At 27.7% G+C, this 18,968-nt stretch carries 22 protein-coding genes; 18 read left to right on the forward strand and 4 right to left on the reverse strand.

The annotated features are described in order from the left end of the window. Nucleotides 1–61 precede the first annotated feature (61 nt). Both F1564_RS00335 and F1564_RS00340 read right to left on the reverse strand, forming a co-directional pair. Nucleotides 62–841 (reverse strand): SDR family NAD(P)-dependent oxidoreductase, encoded by a 780-nt coding sequence (locus F1564_RS00335; RefSeq protein ID WP_018450689.1) that lies wholly within the window; start codon nucleotides 839–841, stop codon nucleotides 62–64. Between the two features lie 86 nt (nucleotides 842–927). Beyond that, nucleotides 928–1,485 carry a DapH/DapD/GlmU-related protein gene (locus F1564_RS00340; protein WP_018450690.1) on the reverse strand — a complete coding sequence of 186 codons (558 nt, stop codon included), beginning with the start codon at nucleotides 1,483–1,485 and terminating at the stop codon, nucleotides 928–930. Nucleotides 1,486–1,619: 134 nt separating this feature from the next. Here F1564_RS00340 and F1564_RS00345 point away from each other — a divergent pair, with 134 nt between their 5' ends. The 13 genes from F1564_RS00345 to F1564_RS00405 all read left to right on the forward strand — a co-directional run bounded on the left by F1564_RS00345 (nucleotide 1,620) and on the right by F1564_RS00405 (nucleotide 13,254). Further along, a complete protein-coding gene (locus F1564_RS00345) occupies nucleotides 1,620–2,501 on the forward strand; it encodes a LysR family transcriptional regulator (RefSeq protein ID WP_018450691.1) in 882 nt (293 codons plus the stop codon). 176 nt (nucleotides 2,502–2,677) lie between these two features. Then, nucleotides 2,678–3,700, forward strand: coding sequence for an alpha/beta hydrolase (locus F1564_RS00350; protein ID WP_197737469.1), 1,023 nt, complete (start codon nucleotides 2,678–2,680; stop codon nucleotides 3,698–3,700). A gap of 704 nt (nucleotides 3,701–4,404) precedes the next feature. After that, nucleotides 4,405–4,995: a hypothetical protein gene (locus tag F1564_RS00355; RefSeq protein ID WP_018450693.1), complete on the forward strand. Its 591-nt coding sequence runs from the start codon at nucleotides 4,405–4,407 to the stop codon at nucleotides 4,993–4,995. Between the two features lie 517 nt (nucleotides 4,996–5,512). Next, complete coding sequence (locus tag F1564_RS00360) at nucleotides 5,513–6,031, forward strand: hypothetical protein (protein ID WP_018450694.1); 519 nt, start codon at nucleotides 5,513–5,515, stop codon at nucleotides 6,029–6,031. A gap of 16 nt (nucleotides 6,032–6,047) precedes the next feature. Further along, on the forward strand, nucleotides 6,048–6,542 hold the full coding sequence (locus F1564_RS00365; protein ID WP_018450695.1) for a hypothetical protein: 495 nt from the start codon (nucleotides 6,048–6,050) through the stop codon (nucleotides 6,540–6,542). 129 nt (nucleotides 6,543–6,671) lie between these two features. Further along, entirely contained in the window at nucleotides 6,672–8,177 is a 1,506-nt protein-coding gene (locus tag F1564_RS00370) for a cobyric acid synthase (RefSeq protein WP_018450696.1), read from the forward strand. A 30-nt stretch (nucleotides 8,178–8,207) separates the two neighbouring features. Further along, entirely contained in the window at nucleotides 8,208–9,323 is a 1,116-nt protein-coding gene (locus tag F1564_RS00375; RefSeq protein ID WP_018450697.1) for a pyridoxal phosphate-dependent aminotransferase, read from the forward strand. A gap of 192 nt (nucleotides 9,324–9,515) precedes the next feature. Continuing rightward, nucleotides 9,516–9,887, forward strand: coding sequence for a DUF488 domain-containing protein (locus tag F1564_RS00380; RefSeq protein ID WP_018450698.1), 372 nt, complete (start codon nucleotides 9,516–9,518; stop codon nucleotides 9,885–9,887). A gap of 99 nt (nucleotides 9,888–9,986) precedes the next feature. Further along, a complete protein-coding gene (gene cobI / locus F1564_RS00385) occupies nucleotides 9,987–10,712 on the forward strand; it encodes a precorrin-2 C(20)-methyltransferase (RefSeq protein WP_018450699.1) in 726 nt (241 codons plus the stop codon). Beyond that, nucleotides 10,685–11,590 (forward strand): hypothetical protein, encoded by a 906-nt coding sequence (locus F1564_RS00390; RefSeq protein ID WP_018450700.1) that lies wholly within the window; start codon nucleotides 10,685–10,687, stop codon nucleotides 11,588–11,590. The genes cobI and F1564_RS00390 overlap by 28 nt, the downstream gene beginning before the upstream one ends. Before the next feature lie 46 nt (nucleotides 11,591–11,636). Beyond that, complete coding sequence (locus F1564_RS00395; protein WP_018450701.1) at nucleotides 11,637–12,320, forward strand: hypothetical protein; 684 nt, start codon at nucleotides 11,637–11,639, stop codon at nucleotides 12,318–12,320. 60 nt (nucleotides 12,321–12,380) lie between these two features. Beyond that, on the forward strand, nucleotides 12,381–12,932 hold the full coding sequence (locus F1564_RS00400; RefSeq protein WP_018450702.1) for a DUF1016 N-terminal domain-containing protein: 552 nt from the start codon (nucleotides 12,381–12,383) through the stop codon (nucleotides 12,930–12,932). Further along, entirely contained in the window at nucleotides 12,925–13,254 is a 330-nt protein-coding gene (locus F1564_RS00405; RefSeq protein WP_026231255.1) for a winged helix-turn-helix transcriptional regulator, read from the forward strand. Before F1564_RS00400 ends, F1564_RS00405 begins: the two co-directional genes overlap by 8 nt. A 20-nt stretch (nucleotides 13,255–13,274) precedes the next feature. Here F1564_RS00405 and F1564_RS00410 read toward each other — a convergent pair whose 3' ends face one another. Continuing rightward, nucleotides 13,275–13,688: a pyridoxamine 5'-phosphate oxidase family protein gene (locus tag F1564_RS00410; protein WP_018450704.1), complete on the reverse strand. Its 414-nt coding sequence runs from the start codon at nucleotides 13,686–13,688 to the stop codon at nucleotides 13,275–13,277. A gap of 276 nt (nucleotides 13,689–13,964) precedes the next feature. Here F1564_RS00410 and F1564_RS00415 point away from each other — a divergent pair, with 276 nt between their 5' ends. Genes F1564_RS00415 through F1564_RS00430 form a run of 4 tightly spaced genes read left to right on the forward strand, consistent with a single transcriptional unit; the run spans nucleotide 13,965 to nucleotide 17,127 of the window. Continuing rightward, nucleotides 13,965–14,630 (forward strand): hypothetical protein, encoded by a 666-nt coding sequence (locus tag F1564_RS00415; protein WP_018450705.1) that lies wholly within the window; start codon nucleotides 13,965–13,967, stop codon nucleotides 14,628–14,630. Between the two features lie 36 nt (nucleotides 14,631–14,666). Then, nucleotides 14,667–15,428: a precorrin-4 C(11)-methyltransferase gene (gene cobM, locus F1564_RS00420; protein ID WP_018450706.1), complete on the forward strand. Its 762-nt coding sequence runs from the start codon at nucleotides 14,667–14,669 to the stop codon at nucleotides 15,426–15,428. Beyond that, complete coding sequence (locus F1564_RS00425) at nucleotides 15,428–16,063, forward strand: hypothetical protein (RefSeq protein ID WP_018450707.1); 636 nt, start codon at nucleotides 15,428–15,430, stop codon at nucleotides 16,061–16,063. The genes cobM and F1564_RS00425 overlap by 1 nt, the downstream gene beginning before the upstream one ends. A 35-nt stretch (nucleotides 16,064–16,098) precedes the next feature. Further along, nucleotides 16,099–17,127, forward strand: a complete 1,029-nt coding sequence (locus F1564_RS00430) for a hypothetical protein (protein ID WP_018450708.1) — start codon at nucleotides 16,099–16,101, stop codon at nucleotides 17,125–17,127. A 71-nt stretch (nucleotides 17,128–17,198) separates the two neighbouring features. On the opposite strand, the gene F1564_RS00435 is transcribed toward F1564_RS00430, so the two are convergent. Then, nucleotides 17,199–17,657, reverse strand: coding sequence for a hypothetical protein (locus F1564_RS00435; RefSeq protein WP_018450709.1), 459 nt, complete (start codon nucleotides 17,655–17,657; stop codon nucleotides 17,199–17,201). A 174-nt stretch (nucleotides 17,658–17,831) separates the two neighbouring features. On the opposite strand from F1564_RS00435, the gene F1564_RS00440 reads away from it, so the two are divergent. Then, nucleotides 17,832–18,599 carry an NUDIX domain-containing protein gene (locus tag F1564_RS00440; RefSeq protein ID WP_018450710.1) on the forward strand — a complete coding sequence of 256 codons (768 nt, stop codon included), beginning with the start codon at nucleotides 17,832–17,834 and terminating at the stop codon, nucleotides 18,597–18,599. The last annotated feature ends 369 nt before the right edge of the window (nucleotides 18,600–18,968 follow it).

An 18,968-nucleotide genomic window follows, 5' to 3' on the forward strand; every position in this document is an offset into this window, starting at 1 on the left:
AATAAATTTTGCATATATTTTATAATATTTTTTTAGGAAAATCAATAATAAAAACTAATATTTAAAATTTCACATTATTTTTAGAACTAAATGCATTTTGAAAAAATCCATCGGACAAGTCAAATTCAAAAATTTCACGGCTGATGTAACCGACAGTTTTGTCGCTTTCGTAAAGTTGAATGAGAAAATCTGCCATTTCTTCGGATGTATGATAGTTTGGATAAGATTTATCATAATCAAAATTAGTCTTACCAGTTGCGACATTTCCAAAGTTAGTTTTGGTTGCGGCGGGTGCTAGGACTTTTGCTTTTAATTGTGCGTTGTTTTGCTTTAATTCTAGTGCAAGTCCTTCTGTGAAGGCGTTTACGTAGAATTTTGTGGCACAGTAGACAATTGCGTTTGGAACGATTGTGTAGCCTCCTGCTGAGGAGATATTGATTAATTGAGAGCCTTTTTCGTTGTGGTAATCTTGGACGTATAAAGAAGATAGCAAAGTTAATGCTTCTACATTGAGATGAAGCATATCTGAAATTTTATTTAAAGGCTGCTCTTTTATATCGCCATACATCCCAAAACCTGCATTGTTTATCAAAGTTTCAATGTGATAATTGTTTAATTTTGAATATAGTTCAGGGATTTTACCGACATCAGTTAAGTCAAAATCTATTACAATAATCTCCAAATTAGGATTTTTCTTCAAAATTTCGCTTTTTAGATCTTCTAGTAAATTCTTTCTCCGTGCAATCAGAATAAGATTTTTATTTCTTTCTGCGAATTTTAGAGCCACGGCTCTACCTATTCCCGAACTTGCTCCTGTTATAACAGTATATTTGGTTTTCATAGTTATTACCTCCATAAATTTGATAAATAAAGGATAGCAGTTAGAGTATAGTATAAGTCAAGAGTTTTTTGAAACTTTTTCCAAAATTAAAGTTTTTTAATAATTTTTGCAGGTGTCCCAGCTACAATCACATTATTAGGCACGTTTTTTGTAACAGTTGAATTTGCTGCAACGACTGAATTTTCTCCAATAGTTACTCCCGCTAAAACTGTAGATCCAGCTCCAATCCAAGCATTTTTCTTTATAATAATTTCTCCAGTCGCAAGTCCTCTTCTTTTGCTTGGTTCTAAAATATGATTTACAGTGAGCAGTGAAACTTTAGGTCCAATAAGCACATCATCTTCAATTGTAATTCCTCCTAAATCAACAAATATTGCTTCTTTATTCACAAAAATATTTTTTCCAAAAGAAATATGTTTTCCAAAGTCAGTTTGAAATGGTAAAGAAACTGTAACAGATTTATTAATTGATTTACCAGTTATTTTTTCAAGATACTTTAATTTTTCTTCATTTGTTTTATATCCATTATTCATTTCAGCAATCAATTTCTCATTTTCCCCTTTGGCGATATGAATTTCTTTAAAAAGTTCATCATCTTTCAAAATTTCATTTACTTTTTTAATTTTTTCTAATAAAGTTTCCATTTTTTCCTCCAAAATTTTTTCTTTAAGTTGTTTTTATTTTACATATTTAGTATAATATAAAACAATAAAAATATCTAATATTTATAACTAATGTTTATATATTAGTTTTAGTTATAGTAAAAAAGGAGACAAAAATGGAATTAAGAGTTTTAAAATATTTTTTAGTTGTGGCAACAGAAAGAAATATTTCTAATGCGGCTAAAATTCTTTATGTTTCACAGCCAGCACTTTCAAAACAATTAAAAAATCTGGAAGAAGAATTGGGTGTTACACTTTTTAAAAGAGGGAATCGGAATATTACTTTAACAGAAGATGGTGTTTATTTTTTAACAAAAGCGAAAGAAATTTTAGCATTAGTTGATACGACAGTTGCCAACTTGACACAAGAAGATATTATTGGAGGAGAGATAAATATTGGTGCAGGAGAAAGTGCTCAAATGGGACATATTTTTAAGATTATTAATGATATGATGATTGATTATCCAAATATAAAAACAAATGTTACTAGTGGAAATGCAGACGAAATGCTTTTAAAACTGGATAATGGAATTTTAGATTTTGCAATTACATTTGGGTTTGTGGATAAAAGTAAATATGAGCATTTGAGTTTGCCTTGGTGTGATAAATGGGGATTGCTTGTGAGAAAGGATAATTTTCTTGCAAAAAAAGATTATATTTTGTCCAAAGATTTAGAAAACATTCCTTTAATTGTTTCAAATCAAACAAATATAGATAATTTTTTAGCTGGCTGGATAGGAAAAAGTATAGAAAATTTTAAGGTTGTAGGTACTTATAACTTACTTTATAATGCATCATTAATGGCAAAGCAGAATATTGGAAGTGTTCTATGCTTTGATGGAATAATAAATACGAGTGAAAGCAATTTGAAATTCATTCCATTAAAACCGGAGCTTGAAACAGAGATGAGCATTATTTGGAAAAAAAATCAAACTTTATCAAATGTTTCAAAAAAATTTTTAGAAAATTTGAAAATATATATTTCTAATTATAACTAGAAATTATAGTTATGTATAAATTAGAAGTATTTGAAATAGTTAAAAAAATGATATACAATTCACTTGTGAAAAACAAAAGAAATAAAACATCAAAACAAAGGAATGTGATAATAATATTAAGAAAAAGGTTATTAGTAACTGCAATATTAGGAATAATAAGTATAGGAGGAAATATTATGGCAATACCTGCAATTAAACAAGTGAAAGATTCGAGTATAAAATTAGAACAAAAATGGGATAAAATTTTTCTGGAAAGTAATAAAGTTGAGCATACGAAAGTTATGTTTAAAAATCGTTATGGAATAACTCTGGTTGGGGATTTGTATGTTCCAAAAAATATTGGAAATAAAAAAATATCCGCAATAGCAATTTCAGGTCCATTTGGAGCAGTTAAAGAGCAATCATCAGGACTGTATGCTCAGACATTGGCAGAAAGAGGATTTGTAACATTAGCATTTGATGGTTCATATACTGGAGAAAGTGGAGGACAGCCAAGAAATGTTCCATCACCTGAAATTAATACTGAAGACTTTAGTGCGGCAGTTGATTTTTTAGGAACACAATCATTTATTGACAGAGATAAGATTGGAATTTTAGGAATTTGTGGATGGGGAGGATTTGCCTTAAATGCAGGAATTTCAGATACTCGTATTAAAGCAGTGGCAACTTCCACTATGTATAACATGACAAGAGTTTCTGCAAAAGGATATAATGATACTGTAGATGTAGAAGCTAGATATAACTTGAAAAAACAATTAAATGAAGCTAGATGGACAGCTGTTGAAAATAATTATGCTGATCTAAATCCAGCCAATAATTTAAGAAAAGAACAAATTACAGCAGAAACTCCAAAATTTATTGCAGAATATTCTAATTACTACACAACAAAAAGAGGTTTCCATAAGAGAGCAGTAAATTCAAATCCAAATGGTTCCTGGACAACAACTGGAATGCTTCCATTGATTAATATGCCAATTTTACAATATGCTTCTGAAATGAGAACACCTACTTTAATCGTACACGGAGAAAATGCTCACTCAAGATACTTCTCAGAAGATGCCTACAAAGCATTAGGAAATAAAAATAAAGAATTATATATCGTAAAAGGTGCATCTCATACTGATTTATATGATGGTGGAAAAAATCATGTAATTCCATTTGATAAAATTGAAAGTTTCTTTAAAGATAATTTGAAATAAAATGATAACTTTAGGCTATTGTATTTTGCAGTAGCTTTTTTTTGTTGTGTAATAGTTTTATAAATTAGTATATGCAATTGTAAAAGTAACAAAGATTGAATAACAGCAGTATTTATAACTACAAGGGGTTAAGACCTCTTATCAGAAGCTAAGAAAACAAGAAAAATGAAATTGTATAAATGATGCATTTATTTAGATTTTTAAATTTTTACAAATGACTATTGTAAGCTGATATTGAAGGAGAAAAAATAGAACAATACAAATAAAGGAATTTTTCAAAAAAAACAGGTTTAACTTCATACACAATAAAATTTTACGAAAAAAATTTATGAGAATTATTTGAAAAGTATTTCTGGAAAATAAAAGAGTTATAAATATAGTAAAATCGCCTTAAAACAGGACTCAAAAGCTATGACTATTTTACTCAAATCCTAGATTTATATAATTTTTAGCAGTTCTATTTTAAACGGGTTCGAGTATATATGAATTAAGGAGTGAATATGCTTACAAATACAAATATAATTTGGAAATTATTTTTCTGATTTTAAAAAAATAGAAAAAATATAAAAAAACACAAAAACTTCATATTTAAAACATAATTTTGTCAAAATTAAATGGTACTATGTGTTTGTTCAAGAGGAACACGAAAAAAAATACAAAAATAGGTACAAAAAAAGTATCAAAAAGATATGGAGGAAATAATTATGAGAAAAATTAGTAAAAAAGGAATTATGGGAATGGCTTTATTAGCATCATTATCAGTATTTGCAGGAACTACAACATTGAAAGGAAATAAAAATCAGATGCCAGTGCAAAATGAGCAATGTCCAGAACCGCCAAAAGATGCAAATGGAAATCCAATGAAACCAGATGAGACAAAAATGAAAGCTGAATTTGAGAAAAGGGAAAAAAGAATTGAAGAATTGAAAAATAAATTAAAATCAGGAAACTTGACATCAAAAGAGGCAGAAGAAATAATTGAAATTTTAAGCAGAAAAGGAAAACATGGAAAAGGCTGCAAACCGCCAAAAGGCGAGATGAAAGGACCTGAAGGACAATTTGATAAAGAGCCGCCAAAAGATGAAAACGGTAATACGATGAGACCAGATGAGACAAAAATGAAAGCAGAATTTGAAAAAAGAGAAAAAAGAATTGAAGAGTTGAAGAAAAAATTAAAATCAGAGAAATTAACATCAAGTGAAAGAGAAGAGTTAGTGGATATTTTAGATAAAATTGGAAAGAGAAGACCTAGAAGACCTGAAGGGAATCCAACTCAAATTGAAAATCAAAATTAGAAATAGGTTGTCAAAAAATCTAAATACTCTTTCCCATTAAAATAATAGAGTTGTCATAAATTCTGTTATGTAAGGAGACAAGTCCCCCCTTGTTAGCAGATTATAAAAAATATAAATTCTGTTTTTTAAACAGAGTTTAGGATAATATAGAAAATATGCTTATTTTAGCAGGGCGAACATATTGCTTGCCAGTAAGCATATTTTTTTGTTTACTATACTATTTTTTATTAAAAAACAATGGTGTTGTTCCAATTCTGTTTAGTAAGTGCCCCTGATATCTTGTAAAAGTAATGAAATTGCCAAATATATATTTTGAGAAAATTTTTATATAGAAAAAATCAATTGTATATGATAAAATATGAGTAATTTCAAGTTTGTAGAAATAGCTTTTCTGAAGTAAAGAGTCTTGGCTCTTATAAAGATAAAAAGAATTGCGTTGCTGAATATATCTACTGTATTTATTGTAATTCTTTAGACTTTTACAAAGCTAAAAAATAAAAAATAAGGAGAAAAAAGGATGAAAATAAATGAAAATAAATTTATGTCAAAACCAAAAGAATTTTTAGTATTAGTTTTATTTATAGTAATCTACTTTTTCTTTCAAAAAACGATATATCCAATATTTGCACTTTTATTCTGGTTAATTTGTGCAATGTCGTTAGCAGGAGCAATTATTAATTCTCTAGAAATTTTAAATCTTCCAGAAATAGTTATTAATATTATTGGTATTGTAATTTCAGGAATTGCTTTGATAATTGTGCTTATACTTGTATTTTACTTGGGATATTTGTGCAGTAAATTTTTGAAAAAAATGAATAAAACTGTATTAGGTGGTGCAATGATAGCAATTTTAATTTATTTTGTGTATAAAATTTTTACAGAAACAGATGAGAGTACAGCAATGTTTGCACCAACAGCACGGGAAGTACATATTTTCTGTACAGCATCACATATTTTTTATACAATCGGAGTATTTTTTAGCGACAGAGTCAAAAAAATATTAAATCATATAAAATTTAAAAGAAAAAATAAATAAAAGAAGGAGAAGAAAAATGAAAAAAAATACAGATAAACTTATGACGAAACCAAATAATCCTTTAGGATTAATTTTATTTGCAATAATTTATTTTTTTATTCAGGCGGGGATATATCCAGCATTAGCATATTTATTTTGGTTTGTTTCTGCATTATTTTCTACAGCACTTTTTTTGGTAGCTCCAGAACATATTTTGAAGATTTTTGTAATTGTGTTTTCAGTGACTTGCTTGATAATAGTATTGGGAATTATGTACTTTTTAGGATATTTGTGCAAAGGATTTTTGAAAAAAATGAATAAAAAGGCATTAACTTGGATAATGATTGTAATATTGGTTTATTTTGTGTTTAAAGCTCTTTTTGAAAACAAAAATAGTTCGATAATGTCTTATTTGACAAATGGGAAGAAATATATATTTTGTACAATATCACATATTTTATTTATAATTGGAGCATTTTATAGCGACAAAGTTAAGAAAATTCTAGGCAGTATAAAATTTAAAAGAAAATAGTAATTATTTTTATAAATCCAATTTGTTTATGGCATTTTTATCTGCTATACTTATTTTAGTAGAAACAGATAGTTTGTTTATAAATAAATTGGAAATTTTTTATATAAATTAAAAATAGGAGTAGGATTTATGGGAAGAAATCATAAAAATATAATGCTGCTTGGAACAGGATCAAATGTAGGGAAAAGTATAATTGCAGCAGGGCTTTGCAGAATATTTTATCAGGATGGGCACAGTGTAGTTCCGTTTAAGTCGCAGAATATGGCTTTGAACTCATTTATTACAAAGGATGGAAAAGAGATGGGGAGAGCTCAGGTGGTACAGGCTGAAGCCGCTAATATCGAGCCTCAGGCATTTATGAATCCGATATTATTAAAGCCTACGACAGACAGAAAGTCACAGGTTATTGTGAATGGGAAAGTTTATAAAAACATGGATGCAAGGGAATATTTCGCCTATAAGCATAATTTAAAAAAGGATATAATGGCGGCGTACAATCACATAAGGGATAATTTTGATATTTGCGTGCTGGAAGGGGCAGGAAGCCCTGCGGAAATTAACTTGAAGGAAGATGACATTGTAAATACAGGGATGGCGGAAATGGCTGATTCGCCTGCTATCTTGGTTGCCGATATTGACAGAGGGGGTGTTTTTGCGGCAATTTATGGTACAATTATGCTGCTTGAAGAAAGTGAGAAAAAACGTATAAAAGGTGTAATTATAAACAAATTTAGAGGGGACAAAAGCCTTTTGACTCCTGGAATTGAGATGATTGAAGAACTGACAAATGTGCCTGTTCTGGGAGTCGTGCCGTTTGTACCACTGGGAATCGAGGAAGAGGACAGCCTGGGAATTGACAAGTATAATGTGAAAAAAGAAGGGAAAATTCGGATTTCAGTTATTAAACTAAAACATATATCGAATTTTACTGATGTTGATGCACTTAGCCATTATAACGATGTTTCCTTGAAATATGTTACAAAAAGTTCTGAACTTGGAGATGAGGACATTATTATTATTCCCGGTTCAAAAAATACTGTGGAAGATATGAAGGATTTAATTGATAAAAATATAAGCAGGGAAATTATAAGGCTTGCAAAAAGAGGAACGATAGTATTTGGAATTTGCGGTGGTTTTCAAATAATGGGTCAAAAAATAATGGATCCAAAAAATATTGAATCTAATCTAAAGGAAATCTCAGGCTTAGATTTACTTGACATAGAAACAGTTATGGAAACGGCAAAAACAACAACACAGTATGGAAATAAAATAAAAAATGCAGATGGAATACTGAATGGAATGGAAGGCATTGAAATAAAAGGATATGAAATACATCAAGGCTACAGCTATCCTGTAAATGAGGAAAAAACCGAGATAAAATGTATCTTTGACGATGAAAAGCTAAAAGGTGCTGTAAAAGGCAATGTTGTCGGAACCTATATTCATGGAATATTTGACAATTCTGAATTTACAAATCATTTTCTGAACAAAGTGAGAAAGTTGAAGGGGCTTGACAAAGTGAATGAAGATTTTAGCTTTAAGGAATACAAGAATCGAGAATACAATAAATTGGCACAGATTTTGAGGGAAAATGTAGATATTGATAAGGTTTATGAAATAATGGGAATTAAATAAAAGTTCTTGTTTGTCAAAATGGAGGGAAAAATGGATTTTCATGGTGGAAACATTTATAGAATATTCAGGGAAAAAAATATAACAGAAATACTGGATTACAGCTCAAATATAAATCCTTACGGAGTGCCTGAGAGCCTAAGACGTAAGATTACAGAAAATATTGGGATTCTTGAAAGGTATCCTGATCCTGACTATGTGGAATTGCGTGAGAAATTAGCAAAGTTAAATAACGTTGATATTTCAAATATTACTGTTGGAAATGGGGCAACAGAATCAATATTTTTGTTTATGAAAGTGTTAAAGCCAGAAAAAGTATTAATTGTGTCGCCTACTTTTGGAGAATATGAAAGAGCGGTTAAGGCTTGGGATGGTTCTGAAATTAGGAAAATTGAAATTGAATATTTTGAACTGGAAGAAAAAGATGAGTTTTTGCTTAATATTAGAAAATTAAAAAAGGAACTTAAAAAAAAATACGATTTATTAATAATTTGCAATCCAAATAATCCAACTGGAAAATTTTTGAAAATGGCTGAAACAGAGGAAATTCTGAGAGAATGCAATAAATATGATACGAAGTTGTTTATTGATGAGGCATTTATTGAATTTTTAGAGGATGGACTAAAGGAAAGTATCGTAAATAGTGAAGAAAATAAAAAAAATTTGTTTGTAACTCGTGCATTTACAAAGTTTTTTGCTATTCCAGGACTACGATTGGGATATGGAATTTATTTTGACAAAAATTTAGAAAAGAAAATCGCTGAAAAAAAAGAGCCGTGGAGCGTGAACAATATCGCTGAAATGGCTGGAATAACGGTGCTTGATGATGTTGAATATATTGAAAAAACATTGAAATGGATAACGAAAGAAAAAAAATATATGTATGAAAAACTAAATGAAATTTTGGGGATAAAGGCTTATAAGACAGAAGTAAACTTTATTTGTGTAAAAATAAAGGATGAACAGGCTTCAAAAGGTATGACTGTGAAAAAATTGAAGGGAAAAATGCTGGAAAGGGGGATTTTGATTAGAGATGCTTCTAATTTTAAGTTTCTGGATGAAAGATTTTTTAGGATGGCGATTAAGGATAGGAGAAGTAATGATAGGATTATAAGGGTTTTAAAGGAAATATTGGCTGAAAGAGGCTAAAATTTTTGTTACTAAATAAATAAAATATGATTTCTATTTATATGTTTCTTATTTCTAAAATTTACTAATCAAGATGATAATAATAGACAACACTGTCAAACAAAAAGAAAAATTTAATAATTAATACTTTGTATAGTAAATATGTTATGATATATTTAAAAAATTTCTTAAAAGTGTCAAAAAGGAGTAAAAATGCAATTTAAAATTAAATGGAAAAGAGTTTATGAAAAAGTTGAAGAGATGGATGGTTTTAGAGTGTTAGTTGATAGATTGTGGCCTAGAGGATTAAAGAAAGAAGATGTAAAGATTGATTATTGGGCAAAAGCTATTACGCCATCAAAAGAATTAAGGGAAAGTTATCATAAAGAAATTATTGATTTTAAAAGTTTTTCAGAAAAATATAGGGCAGAATTGGATAAAAATACTAATTTTAAAGAATTTGAAGATACAGTATTGAAAGAGTTAAAAAAAAGGAATGTAACATTGATTTATGCAAGTAGAATTCCAGAATTGAGTCATATTCCTGTATTGAGAAAATTTATTGAGGAGAAATTGAGAAAGTAGAATTTGTAAAAATGAATAATAATAGGGTTTCAAGTGCTTTTATCAAAGATAAAATCTAAAAATTTCAATAAAAAATTATCAAAGAAAGGAAAGTGAAATATGAAAAAAGGCAAATTTTATGGGATCGGAGTAGGAGTAGGAGATCCTGAAAATATAACGATTAAAGCAGTAAAAAGATTGCATGAAGTAGATGTAATTGTGTTGCCTGAGGCAAAAAGCGGGGAAGGGAGTACGGCTTTTAATATTGTAAAAGAGTATGTAAAAACTGATGTGAAACAGCTGTTTTTAGAATTTCCGATGATAAAAGATGTGGAAGCAAGAAAAGTTTTTCGAAAAAATAATGCTGACAAAATAAGTGTTGAACTTGAAAATGGGAAAAATGTAGCATTTTTAACAATTGGAGATCCAATGACTTATAGCACATATACTTATGTTTTGGAGCATATTGCAGACGATGTGGAAGTTGAAACTATTGCGGGAATAACTTCATTTAACAGCATTGCAGCAAGGCTTAATATACCGTTAATGATCGGAGATGAAGATTTAAAAGTAGTTTCTGTCAATAAAAAGACTGATATTTATAAAGAAATTGAGAATAATGATAATTTAGTGTTAATGAAAATTAGCCGAAATTTTGAGAAAATAAAAAAAGCGATAATTGAAACTGGGAATAAAGAAAATGCTGTAATTGTTTCAGATTGCGGGAAAGAGAATGAAGTTGTTTATTGGGATATTGAGAAAGTGGAGGAAGTTCCTTATTTTTCGACAATGATATTGAAGAGGGAAGGAGTTAAGGAGTGGAAGAGATTTCTAAAAATACTTTAAGAAAAATAGAACTGGCAAAGTTTATAATTCTTCAAATTTTATTTTTTGCATTTTATTTTTGGGTAGGAAAATGTGACTGGGATTATGGTTTTGATTTGCCATTTCGGTTATTATTTGGTGGAATATTTTCAGCAATAACAGGAATAGTTTTTGGATTGATATTTTATTTAATGGGGAAAAAATCGGAATATGAAAATGATAAAATTTTGAAATTGCCAATATTTTTTATAATTTTATCAATAATATTATTATTTAGAATAGACATTATTGGAGTTATAAAATTATGTTTTTTCAACGGATTATTCATTTTAGGAATATTTAGAAGTAAAATAAAGATTAGCAGTTATTTGTCCAAAGTTTCTAAAATTATATTATGGTTTATTGTAATGTATTTTTTTATTCCTATTCTTTCAATTATTTTTTCAATTTTCTTCGCAATCTTTTTTTTAATAATAGAAAGTATTTTGAAAATTGGGGGAAGTTTTGGTCAATACAGAATTTTAGTTCCATTTTTTCTTGTCAATGTATTTTTCGGACTTTTTATAAAAAAATATTTTGATAAAGAAGAAATTGAAGTTGTAAGAATATTGACAATAACAGGCTGTCTAATAATTATGGGAATATTTATTTTTATGGGCTTTAACTGGTACAAAGAAGATTACCACGCAATAATTTATACTTTTCCGTATAAAGTTTTGATGTATTTAGAAGAAGGTGAGAACAGCATTGAAAAATTTGGAATTATAAAGACGCTGGAGTCGAGGTATTTTGTTTATGCGATGGTTGTTAATATGGGATTTTATTTGGGAACTTTGAAAATAAATAATAAAAATAAAAGGAAAAATTGTGTTGAAAACAAGATTGATGGGGATATTTAATAAGAAGTAGTTAAAATTTAAGAGCTAAAAGAAAGAAGGAATTATTATGAAAAAAATATTATTTGTTTTGTTACTTGGAGTAGCAATTCAAGGACTAGCAGAAACAATTGTAAAAGGAACTTATGATACGAAGAAAAAAAGATACATAGAATTAAGTCAAATTTTTGAAAAGGAAATAAATTTGAGTTATGTATTGCCAAGTGATAAAAAGAATATAGTAACGTATAAAACTGAAAATTATGATATTTTAGTGAGAAAAAGTGATCTATTGGAATTATACAATAAAAATAGGGATAAAAAAGAAAATAATATAAAAAATAATATTTCGGATAAGGATAAAAAATTGGATTATGTTCGTAATTATATTGCTGAATTGGTGGAAAACAACAAAGCAGTTATTTATGAAAGAAAAACAAAAAAAGAAATAAAAAATATTGTAAAAGTAAAATACAATAACGATATTTACTATGATGCGGGAAGAGGTTCAAATTACGATGGTTATAAATTTTATACAGATAAAAGTTTGTCGCAGGAAATCATGAAATTTGATATTATAACACAATTTGGAGTTGCACTTCACAGCAGTTTGGGAGATAATCCGTATAATAGGGAATTGACAGAAAAGGAAAAAGAATATAGAGAAAAAAATGGAAACCATTTTGAAGAATTAAAGGGATTGTATGAGAAAGCCGTTCAAAATCCGAATGTTGAACAAAAAATTAGTTATTAGTTAAATATGTTTGATAAGTTATAAATTATTTTTAGAATTTAATATAAATAGGGGGTTAAAATGGGTAAAATTGAAAAAGGAATTGAAAGTAATATGGTTTATTTGCAAATCAAAGAATTGATGGAAAATGCAAGGAAACAGGTGTCTGTAAAGATTAATAATATTCTTGTGCAGACTTATTGGAAAATTGGGAAAATTATTATAGAAGATGAGCAGGAAAATAATGAGAGGGCGGAATATGGGAAAAAACTTTTAAAAGAATTATCAAAAAAATTGACAAAAGAATATGGAAAGGGCTTTTCAAAATCAAATTTATTTAATATGAAAAAATTTTATTTGAAATATCAAAAATTCCAGACAGTGTCTGGAAAATTGAGCTGGTCTCATTATTGTGAGATTTTGAGTATATCTGATGATAAAGAAAGAGCATTTTATGAAGAGAATGGTATTCAGTCTGAATATGCACTAGGTGGACTTTCTAATCAGATTTTTGCTTCAAAATACACATTATATACTAATAAGGAAGTGCTTGAAAATGAGGTGAAAAAGGTTTTGAGGGAATATGATAAGAAAATAAAATTAAAAAGAATAGAGAATGATAATTATGAATAAAAAAGAATTACCAAAGTGTTCTGTTGAAATAACACTTTCTTTGATTTCTAATAAATGGAAAATACTTATAATAAGAGATTTGCTTGATGGAACAAAAAGATTTGGAGAGTTGAGAAAATCTATAAATGGAATTTCTAATAGAGTTTTGACATATAATTTAAGAGAAATGGAGGAGGACAATCTTCTTATAAGAAAGATTTATCCTGAAATTCCTCCAAAAGTTGAATATTCTCTTACTGAAACAGGCTACAGCTTAAAGCCGATACTGGAAAGTATGGACAAATGGGGGGTAAATTACAAAGAAAAAACAAAATATGAATAACTAAGATTGTATCAAATTAATTATGGTTTTTCTATTTTAAAATTTTCATTGGTATAAGTTTTTAAATCAAAGCTTCTGATTTCTTCCGAATCAATATAAAAGAGTTCAAAAATAGGATTGTCAGGAGTTTTAAAAAGTTCCTTTATTGCTGGATATTCATTTAAAACTCTTGTTTTAAGATCAATATCATCAGTAAAATGAATATTTCCATTTACGGATATAAATGATAAATAATCTTCTGAATGAGAGAGAAAAGAAACGTAAGGACATTTTTTTAACTGCTTATAAACATTTTTATTATTTGTAGTTGCAAGATACACTTTGTCTTTTTCAGAAAACAGATACTGAAAAATTCTTGTTTTAGGTTTATTATTGTCAAGTGTAGCTAAAACTCCGTAAGAGTTTTCTTTTAATATTTTATTATAATCAATCATTTTAATTTCCTCCAGATATATTTTTTTGAGTTAGCTAACTATGTTAATTATAGCTTAAAATAGAAAAATTGTGAAGAAGGCACATTTTTATTACAAGGTAACAAAATGGTAACTTTAAAAAGGGGAAAGTGCTATATTAAATTTTATTTATCAAATAACAATGTGTGGCTTATGAAATATACAGGAAGTAAATATTTGATATTTAAAAAGTAAAAATAGTTAAAAATAATAATTTATAATTTGATGAAAAGCAAATAATAGGAAAAGAGAAAAAAGTTGGAAATAAAAAGAAAAATTTATGATGATAAGGATTGGTATGAAGAATATATTCAAGTTTTAAAAGACGGGAAAGAAATTCATTATAGTGGAAGTTTTAAATTGCCGAAATATGAAAATGGAAATTATGTATTTTATTTAAATTATGGAAACATAGAATATTACAAATTTTTTAAAATTTATTTAAAAAAATGGAAAGATAAAATTTATTTTATTCCTAAGTATAATTTTTGTAATGAGAAGGTATATGGATATTTACCGTTGGAATTTTTGGAGAATGATATAAAAAAAATTTTAGAGAACAAGGAAGAAATTAATAAAATTAAGAAATTGACAATAAAGGATATTTTGTGTGAATGGGCATGTAATAGTCAGTTTAGAGAATTTTGCAATAGTTTTGAAGATTATCAGAAAAAATTGGTTAATGAAATTTATTTTGTAGATAACGAGATAATTAATAACGATATTTCAGGAAAATTTGAAAAGATTTTTGGAATGAAAAACAAAAAAATAGAAAAAATAAATGTTGAAGAAGTTGAAAAACTTAATAAAATATCCATTTATCTTGAAAATGGGAAAGTCTGGGAAGCATTTTTTAAGAAAAATGAAAAAATATATTTGAATACAGGAATATCAGTAAGTTTTGAAATAAATGAAATATTATAAAAATAAAAAATTAATTCAAAAAGAAGGGAATAATTTATGAAAAAAGTATACTTCATAGGAGCAGGACCAGGAGATCCTGAATTGATTACAGTAAAAGGGCAAAGAATCGTAAAGGAAGCAGATGTAATAATTTATGCTGGCTCATTAGTTCCAAAAGAGGTTATTGATTGTCATAAGGATGGAGCTGAAATTTATAATTCTGCTTCAATGAACTTGGACGAAGTGATGGAAGTTACGATAAAGGCACAGAAAAAAGGGAAGCTGGTAGCAAGGGTTCACACTGGGGATCCGAGCATTTATGGTGCAATAAGGGAACAAATGGATATCCTGGATGAATATGGGATTGAGTATGAAGTAATTCCAGGAGTAAGTTCATTTGTGGCTGCTGCTGCTGCAATAAAAAAAGAATTTACCCTGCCTGATGTAAGCCAGACAATAATTTGTACAAGACTGGAAGGAAGAACACCTGTCCCTGAAGCAGAAAGTCTTGAAAGCCTTGCTTCACATAAATGTTCGATGGCAATATTCCTATCTGTGCAAATGATTGATGAAGTTGTAAAAAGATTATTAAAACATTATGATAAAACAACGCCAATTGCAATTGTTCAAAGAGCAACTTGGGAAGATCAGAAAATTGTTATGGGAACATTAGAAAACATTGCTGAACTTGTGAAAAAGGAAAAAATCACAAAAACGGCACAAATTCTTGTAGGAAACTTTATGGGGAACGAATATTCTAAGTCTAAACTTTATGACAAGGCATTTTCACATGAGTTTAGGAAAGGAATTAAGGAATAATGAAAAAACTAATAACAATAATTTTATTTATATTTTCTATGCAAATTTTTGCAGGGCAGTATCAAGTAATAAAGCAAAAAAATGTTACTTTGTCAAAAGAGCAGATTGATTTGGAGAATAAGAAAATTGAAGAAACAGTGAGTAAATATCCTAAGAAAGTATTACAAGAAATGATTTCATATTATTTTTCTGTATCAAATAAAGTAAATAATGAAATGAGCAAAGAAGAAAAAGAGAGTATGCAATTGCTATTAAAAGAATTTTCTAGTTTTTTTTCTGAAATATTTAACAATTCAAAATTTAATATAAAAACTGTAAAATATTTATCAAATAGAAAGGTTTCTGTTACTTATGAAGTAGTTATTCTTGATTTGGATAAAATTTTAGATGAAAAAGAAATTAAAAAAAGATTTTTTAAAAAATATGGATATGAAATAAAAGACGCTGAAGATTTTTTTAGTCTTTCAGAAGTAAAAAAATGGATAGATATAATGAATGAAATGTTAAGAGAAGGAATGCGAAATCCTAAGAATTATGTGACAGATAAAGTAACGAATGAATTAAATAAAATCGGGAATGACTGGAAATTTAAGGATGCGGAAAAATTTGAAGAAATGTTAAAAAAAATGAAGTGATAAAATACTATTTATTACCTAGGGATTTAAAAAATATGAAAATTATAAAACTTGAAAATCAGAAAAATGATTCTTTTTTTGAAGCAGAATATTTTTTGCATATTGGAGAAGCAAAAGAAGATAAAAATTATGTGGCATTTGATTTGAGAAGGGAAGATGATCCGCTGTATAGCTGTTCTTATTATAATTTTGAGAAAGAAAAGGGAGACAAAATATTTCATTGTTTTGATGGGCAGGATTATTCGTGGAAATGTTACGAAAATGAAGTTACGAATGATGAAAAATTGGAAAATGAAATTTTAGGAAATTATGATATTTTGAGAAATAGCACAATTAGATATTTGAAAGAAATAATTCATAAAAATAAGGTTGATTTTTCAAAAAAATTAATTGAACTTCTTGAGAAAATAAAAGTGGGAGAAAAAATAAACAAGAAGAAATTTCGGATAGAACTGAAAAAAGTTGGACTGTATAAATCAATTTGGAAAGAAAAAACAGAAATTTCTGATGATGTTGTAACACGGGAAATTGGTTTTGAGAAGATAATGGAATTTATTGAAGAAAATAATGTGAGTAGAATTGTCTTTGAGAATGGCGAGTTTTTAGAAAATGAAGAAATAGGGAAATTTATTAGAGAATACATAATTGTAGAATTTCGTGATTTTAAGTCAATTAAAGATTTTGATATGATAAAAATGACTTTGGAAGAATGGAATAATCTCAAGAAATGGAAAAAATTGGAAGTAGAAAATAATATTATTGAAATTGAAGAAAAAGATTTTGAAAAAGATGTTTCAATTTATAGGTTAAATGGCAAAAAAATAAATGCTAAAATAGAAGTTACAGATTTTGTCGAAATTAAAAATAAATTTCTTCGATATTTCAATAAATGGTTTAGCAAGGGAAAAGACGATAATTTGAGAGAAAAGGCAGTTATAAAAGGTGTTATACGAGATGGGAGAAAGTTTTATAACTGGATTTTTTTTGATAAAAATAATAAGATTGTAACAAGAGAAGAATATGATGAATTTGGGAAAAGGTGTGATTTGAAAAATAAGAGTTAAAAAATATGTAAAATAGTAAAAAAATAACATGATTAAAGAAACTGATAATAGTTTGATAATCATGTTTTTATTTATATTTTGCTATCAAAATATCTTTGTAACATTTGAAGTTTTAACCGTGAAATTGGGCCTACAATTAGCAATTGCAACGGCAGGGCGGCAATAAAATTCATTCCCCATCCTATAAAATAAGCACTTACAATATTTTGCGGTATTTCTGGACGCATTAATAAACCAAAAATAGACATGAACGTAACCATTCCTGTAACCATTAAAAGCGAAATTGCTAAAATAATCTGTAATTTGCTATTTTTATTAATTGGTAATTTGAAAGCAATTTTCTTTGCAACAGGTCCAACTATAACTGTATCAAAGAAAAAAGCAACAATAAATCCTGGAATTAATCCAATCACAAATTTTGCAAAGCTCAATTTTCCAACAAGAGCCAAATTATAGGTACTCATTCCACAAACCATTAAAAAACACATTGTAACTCCAAAAATAATTCCCTCTTTTTTATTTCTAGGCATTAATTCTCTCCTTTAAAATTATAATTTTTACTATTCTATCATAAAAAAATTTTTTATGTAAGTTTTTTTTGAGTTTACCAAAAATTTCAATATTAAAATTTTTTAACACTATTCTAAATCAATACAACTATATGCTATAATATTTTATAAATAAAATAAAAAAGGAAGATAAAAATGATTACAACACTATGCTATTTAGAAAAAGATGAAAAATATTTAATGTTACATAGAACAAAAAAGCAAAAAGATATAAATAAAGGAAAATGGCTAGGAATTGGCGGAAAATTAGAAGCTGGGGAAACACCTGAAGAATGCTTGAAGAGAGAAGTTCAAGAAGAAACTGGCTATAAATTGAATAGTTATGAATCTCGTGGACTTATAATTTTTAATTACAACAATGATGAGCCGCTATTTATATATCTCTACACAAGCTCGAATTTCTCAGGAAATCAGCATGCATGTGATGAAGGCGATTTAAAATGGGTACCCAAAAAAGAAATTTTTGATTTGACATTGTGGGAAGGTGATAAAATATTTTTAGAGTCATTATTCAAAAATACACCATTTTTCTATTTGACCTTAAATTATAAAAACGATAATTTATTAAGTTCAAAATTAGAATTTAAAGATAAATATAGCTGTTTTGAAGTTTTTGTCCCAGAAAATTATGTAGAAAAAATTGTGGAAAACTTACAGAGATATAACCTCTTGACAGAAGGATTTTACGCAGATGTTTATTCAATAATTGACGGAATCGGATATTGGAAAACTTTGGAAGGTGGAAATCCTTTTGATGGCGAAGTTGGAAAAACAAGCGTTGCCAATGAAAAAATTATGAAATTTAGAGTGAAAAAAGATTTTCAGGAGTTGGCATATTACTTGATTAAAGAAATACATCCTTATGAAACACCTGTAATTAATGTATTTGAAATGGAAGTGTAGAAAATTTTATAAACTAGTAGGAATTTTTGGAAATAAAATTATTTAAAATTTTGAAATAATATAATTTTTTTGTTATAAAACAGAGGATGGTCTATTTTTATGTAACCAAAGTGTCTAAATGTTTTTAGTGCTTTAAAAAAATTTATATGAGAAAACTAATAGTCGAAAATAAAATGCAAAAAATTAAAAAGTCAAATTTAATGAAAAATTGGATAAAACTTTTTGAAAGTGAATTTTCTAAATCAGCATTAAAAAAATATATATAAAAAAACAGCAGAATATGAAAGAATTGATAGTAGATTTTGTTCATTAAAAATTATAGAAAAAAGTAAAATGCCATATTGCCAAGTGAAGTTAAATGCTTGTAGC

The sequence above is a fragment of the Leptotrichia shahii genome (assembly GCF_008327825.1).
GTDB classification, from domain to species: Bacteria; Fusobacteriota; Fusobacteriia; order Fusobacteriales; family Leptotrichiaceae; genus Leptotrichia; species Leptotrichia shahii.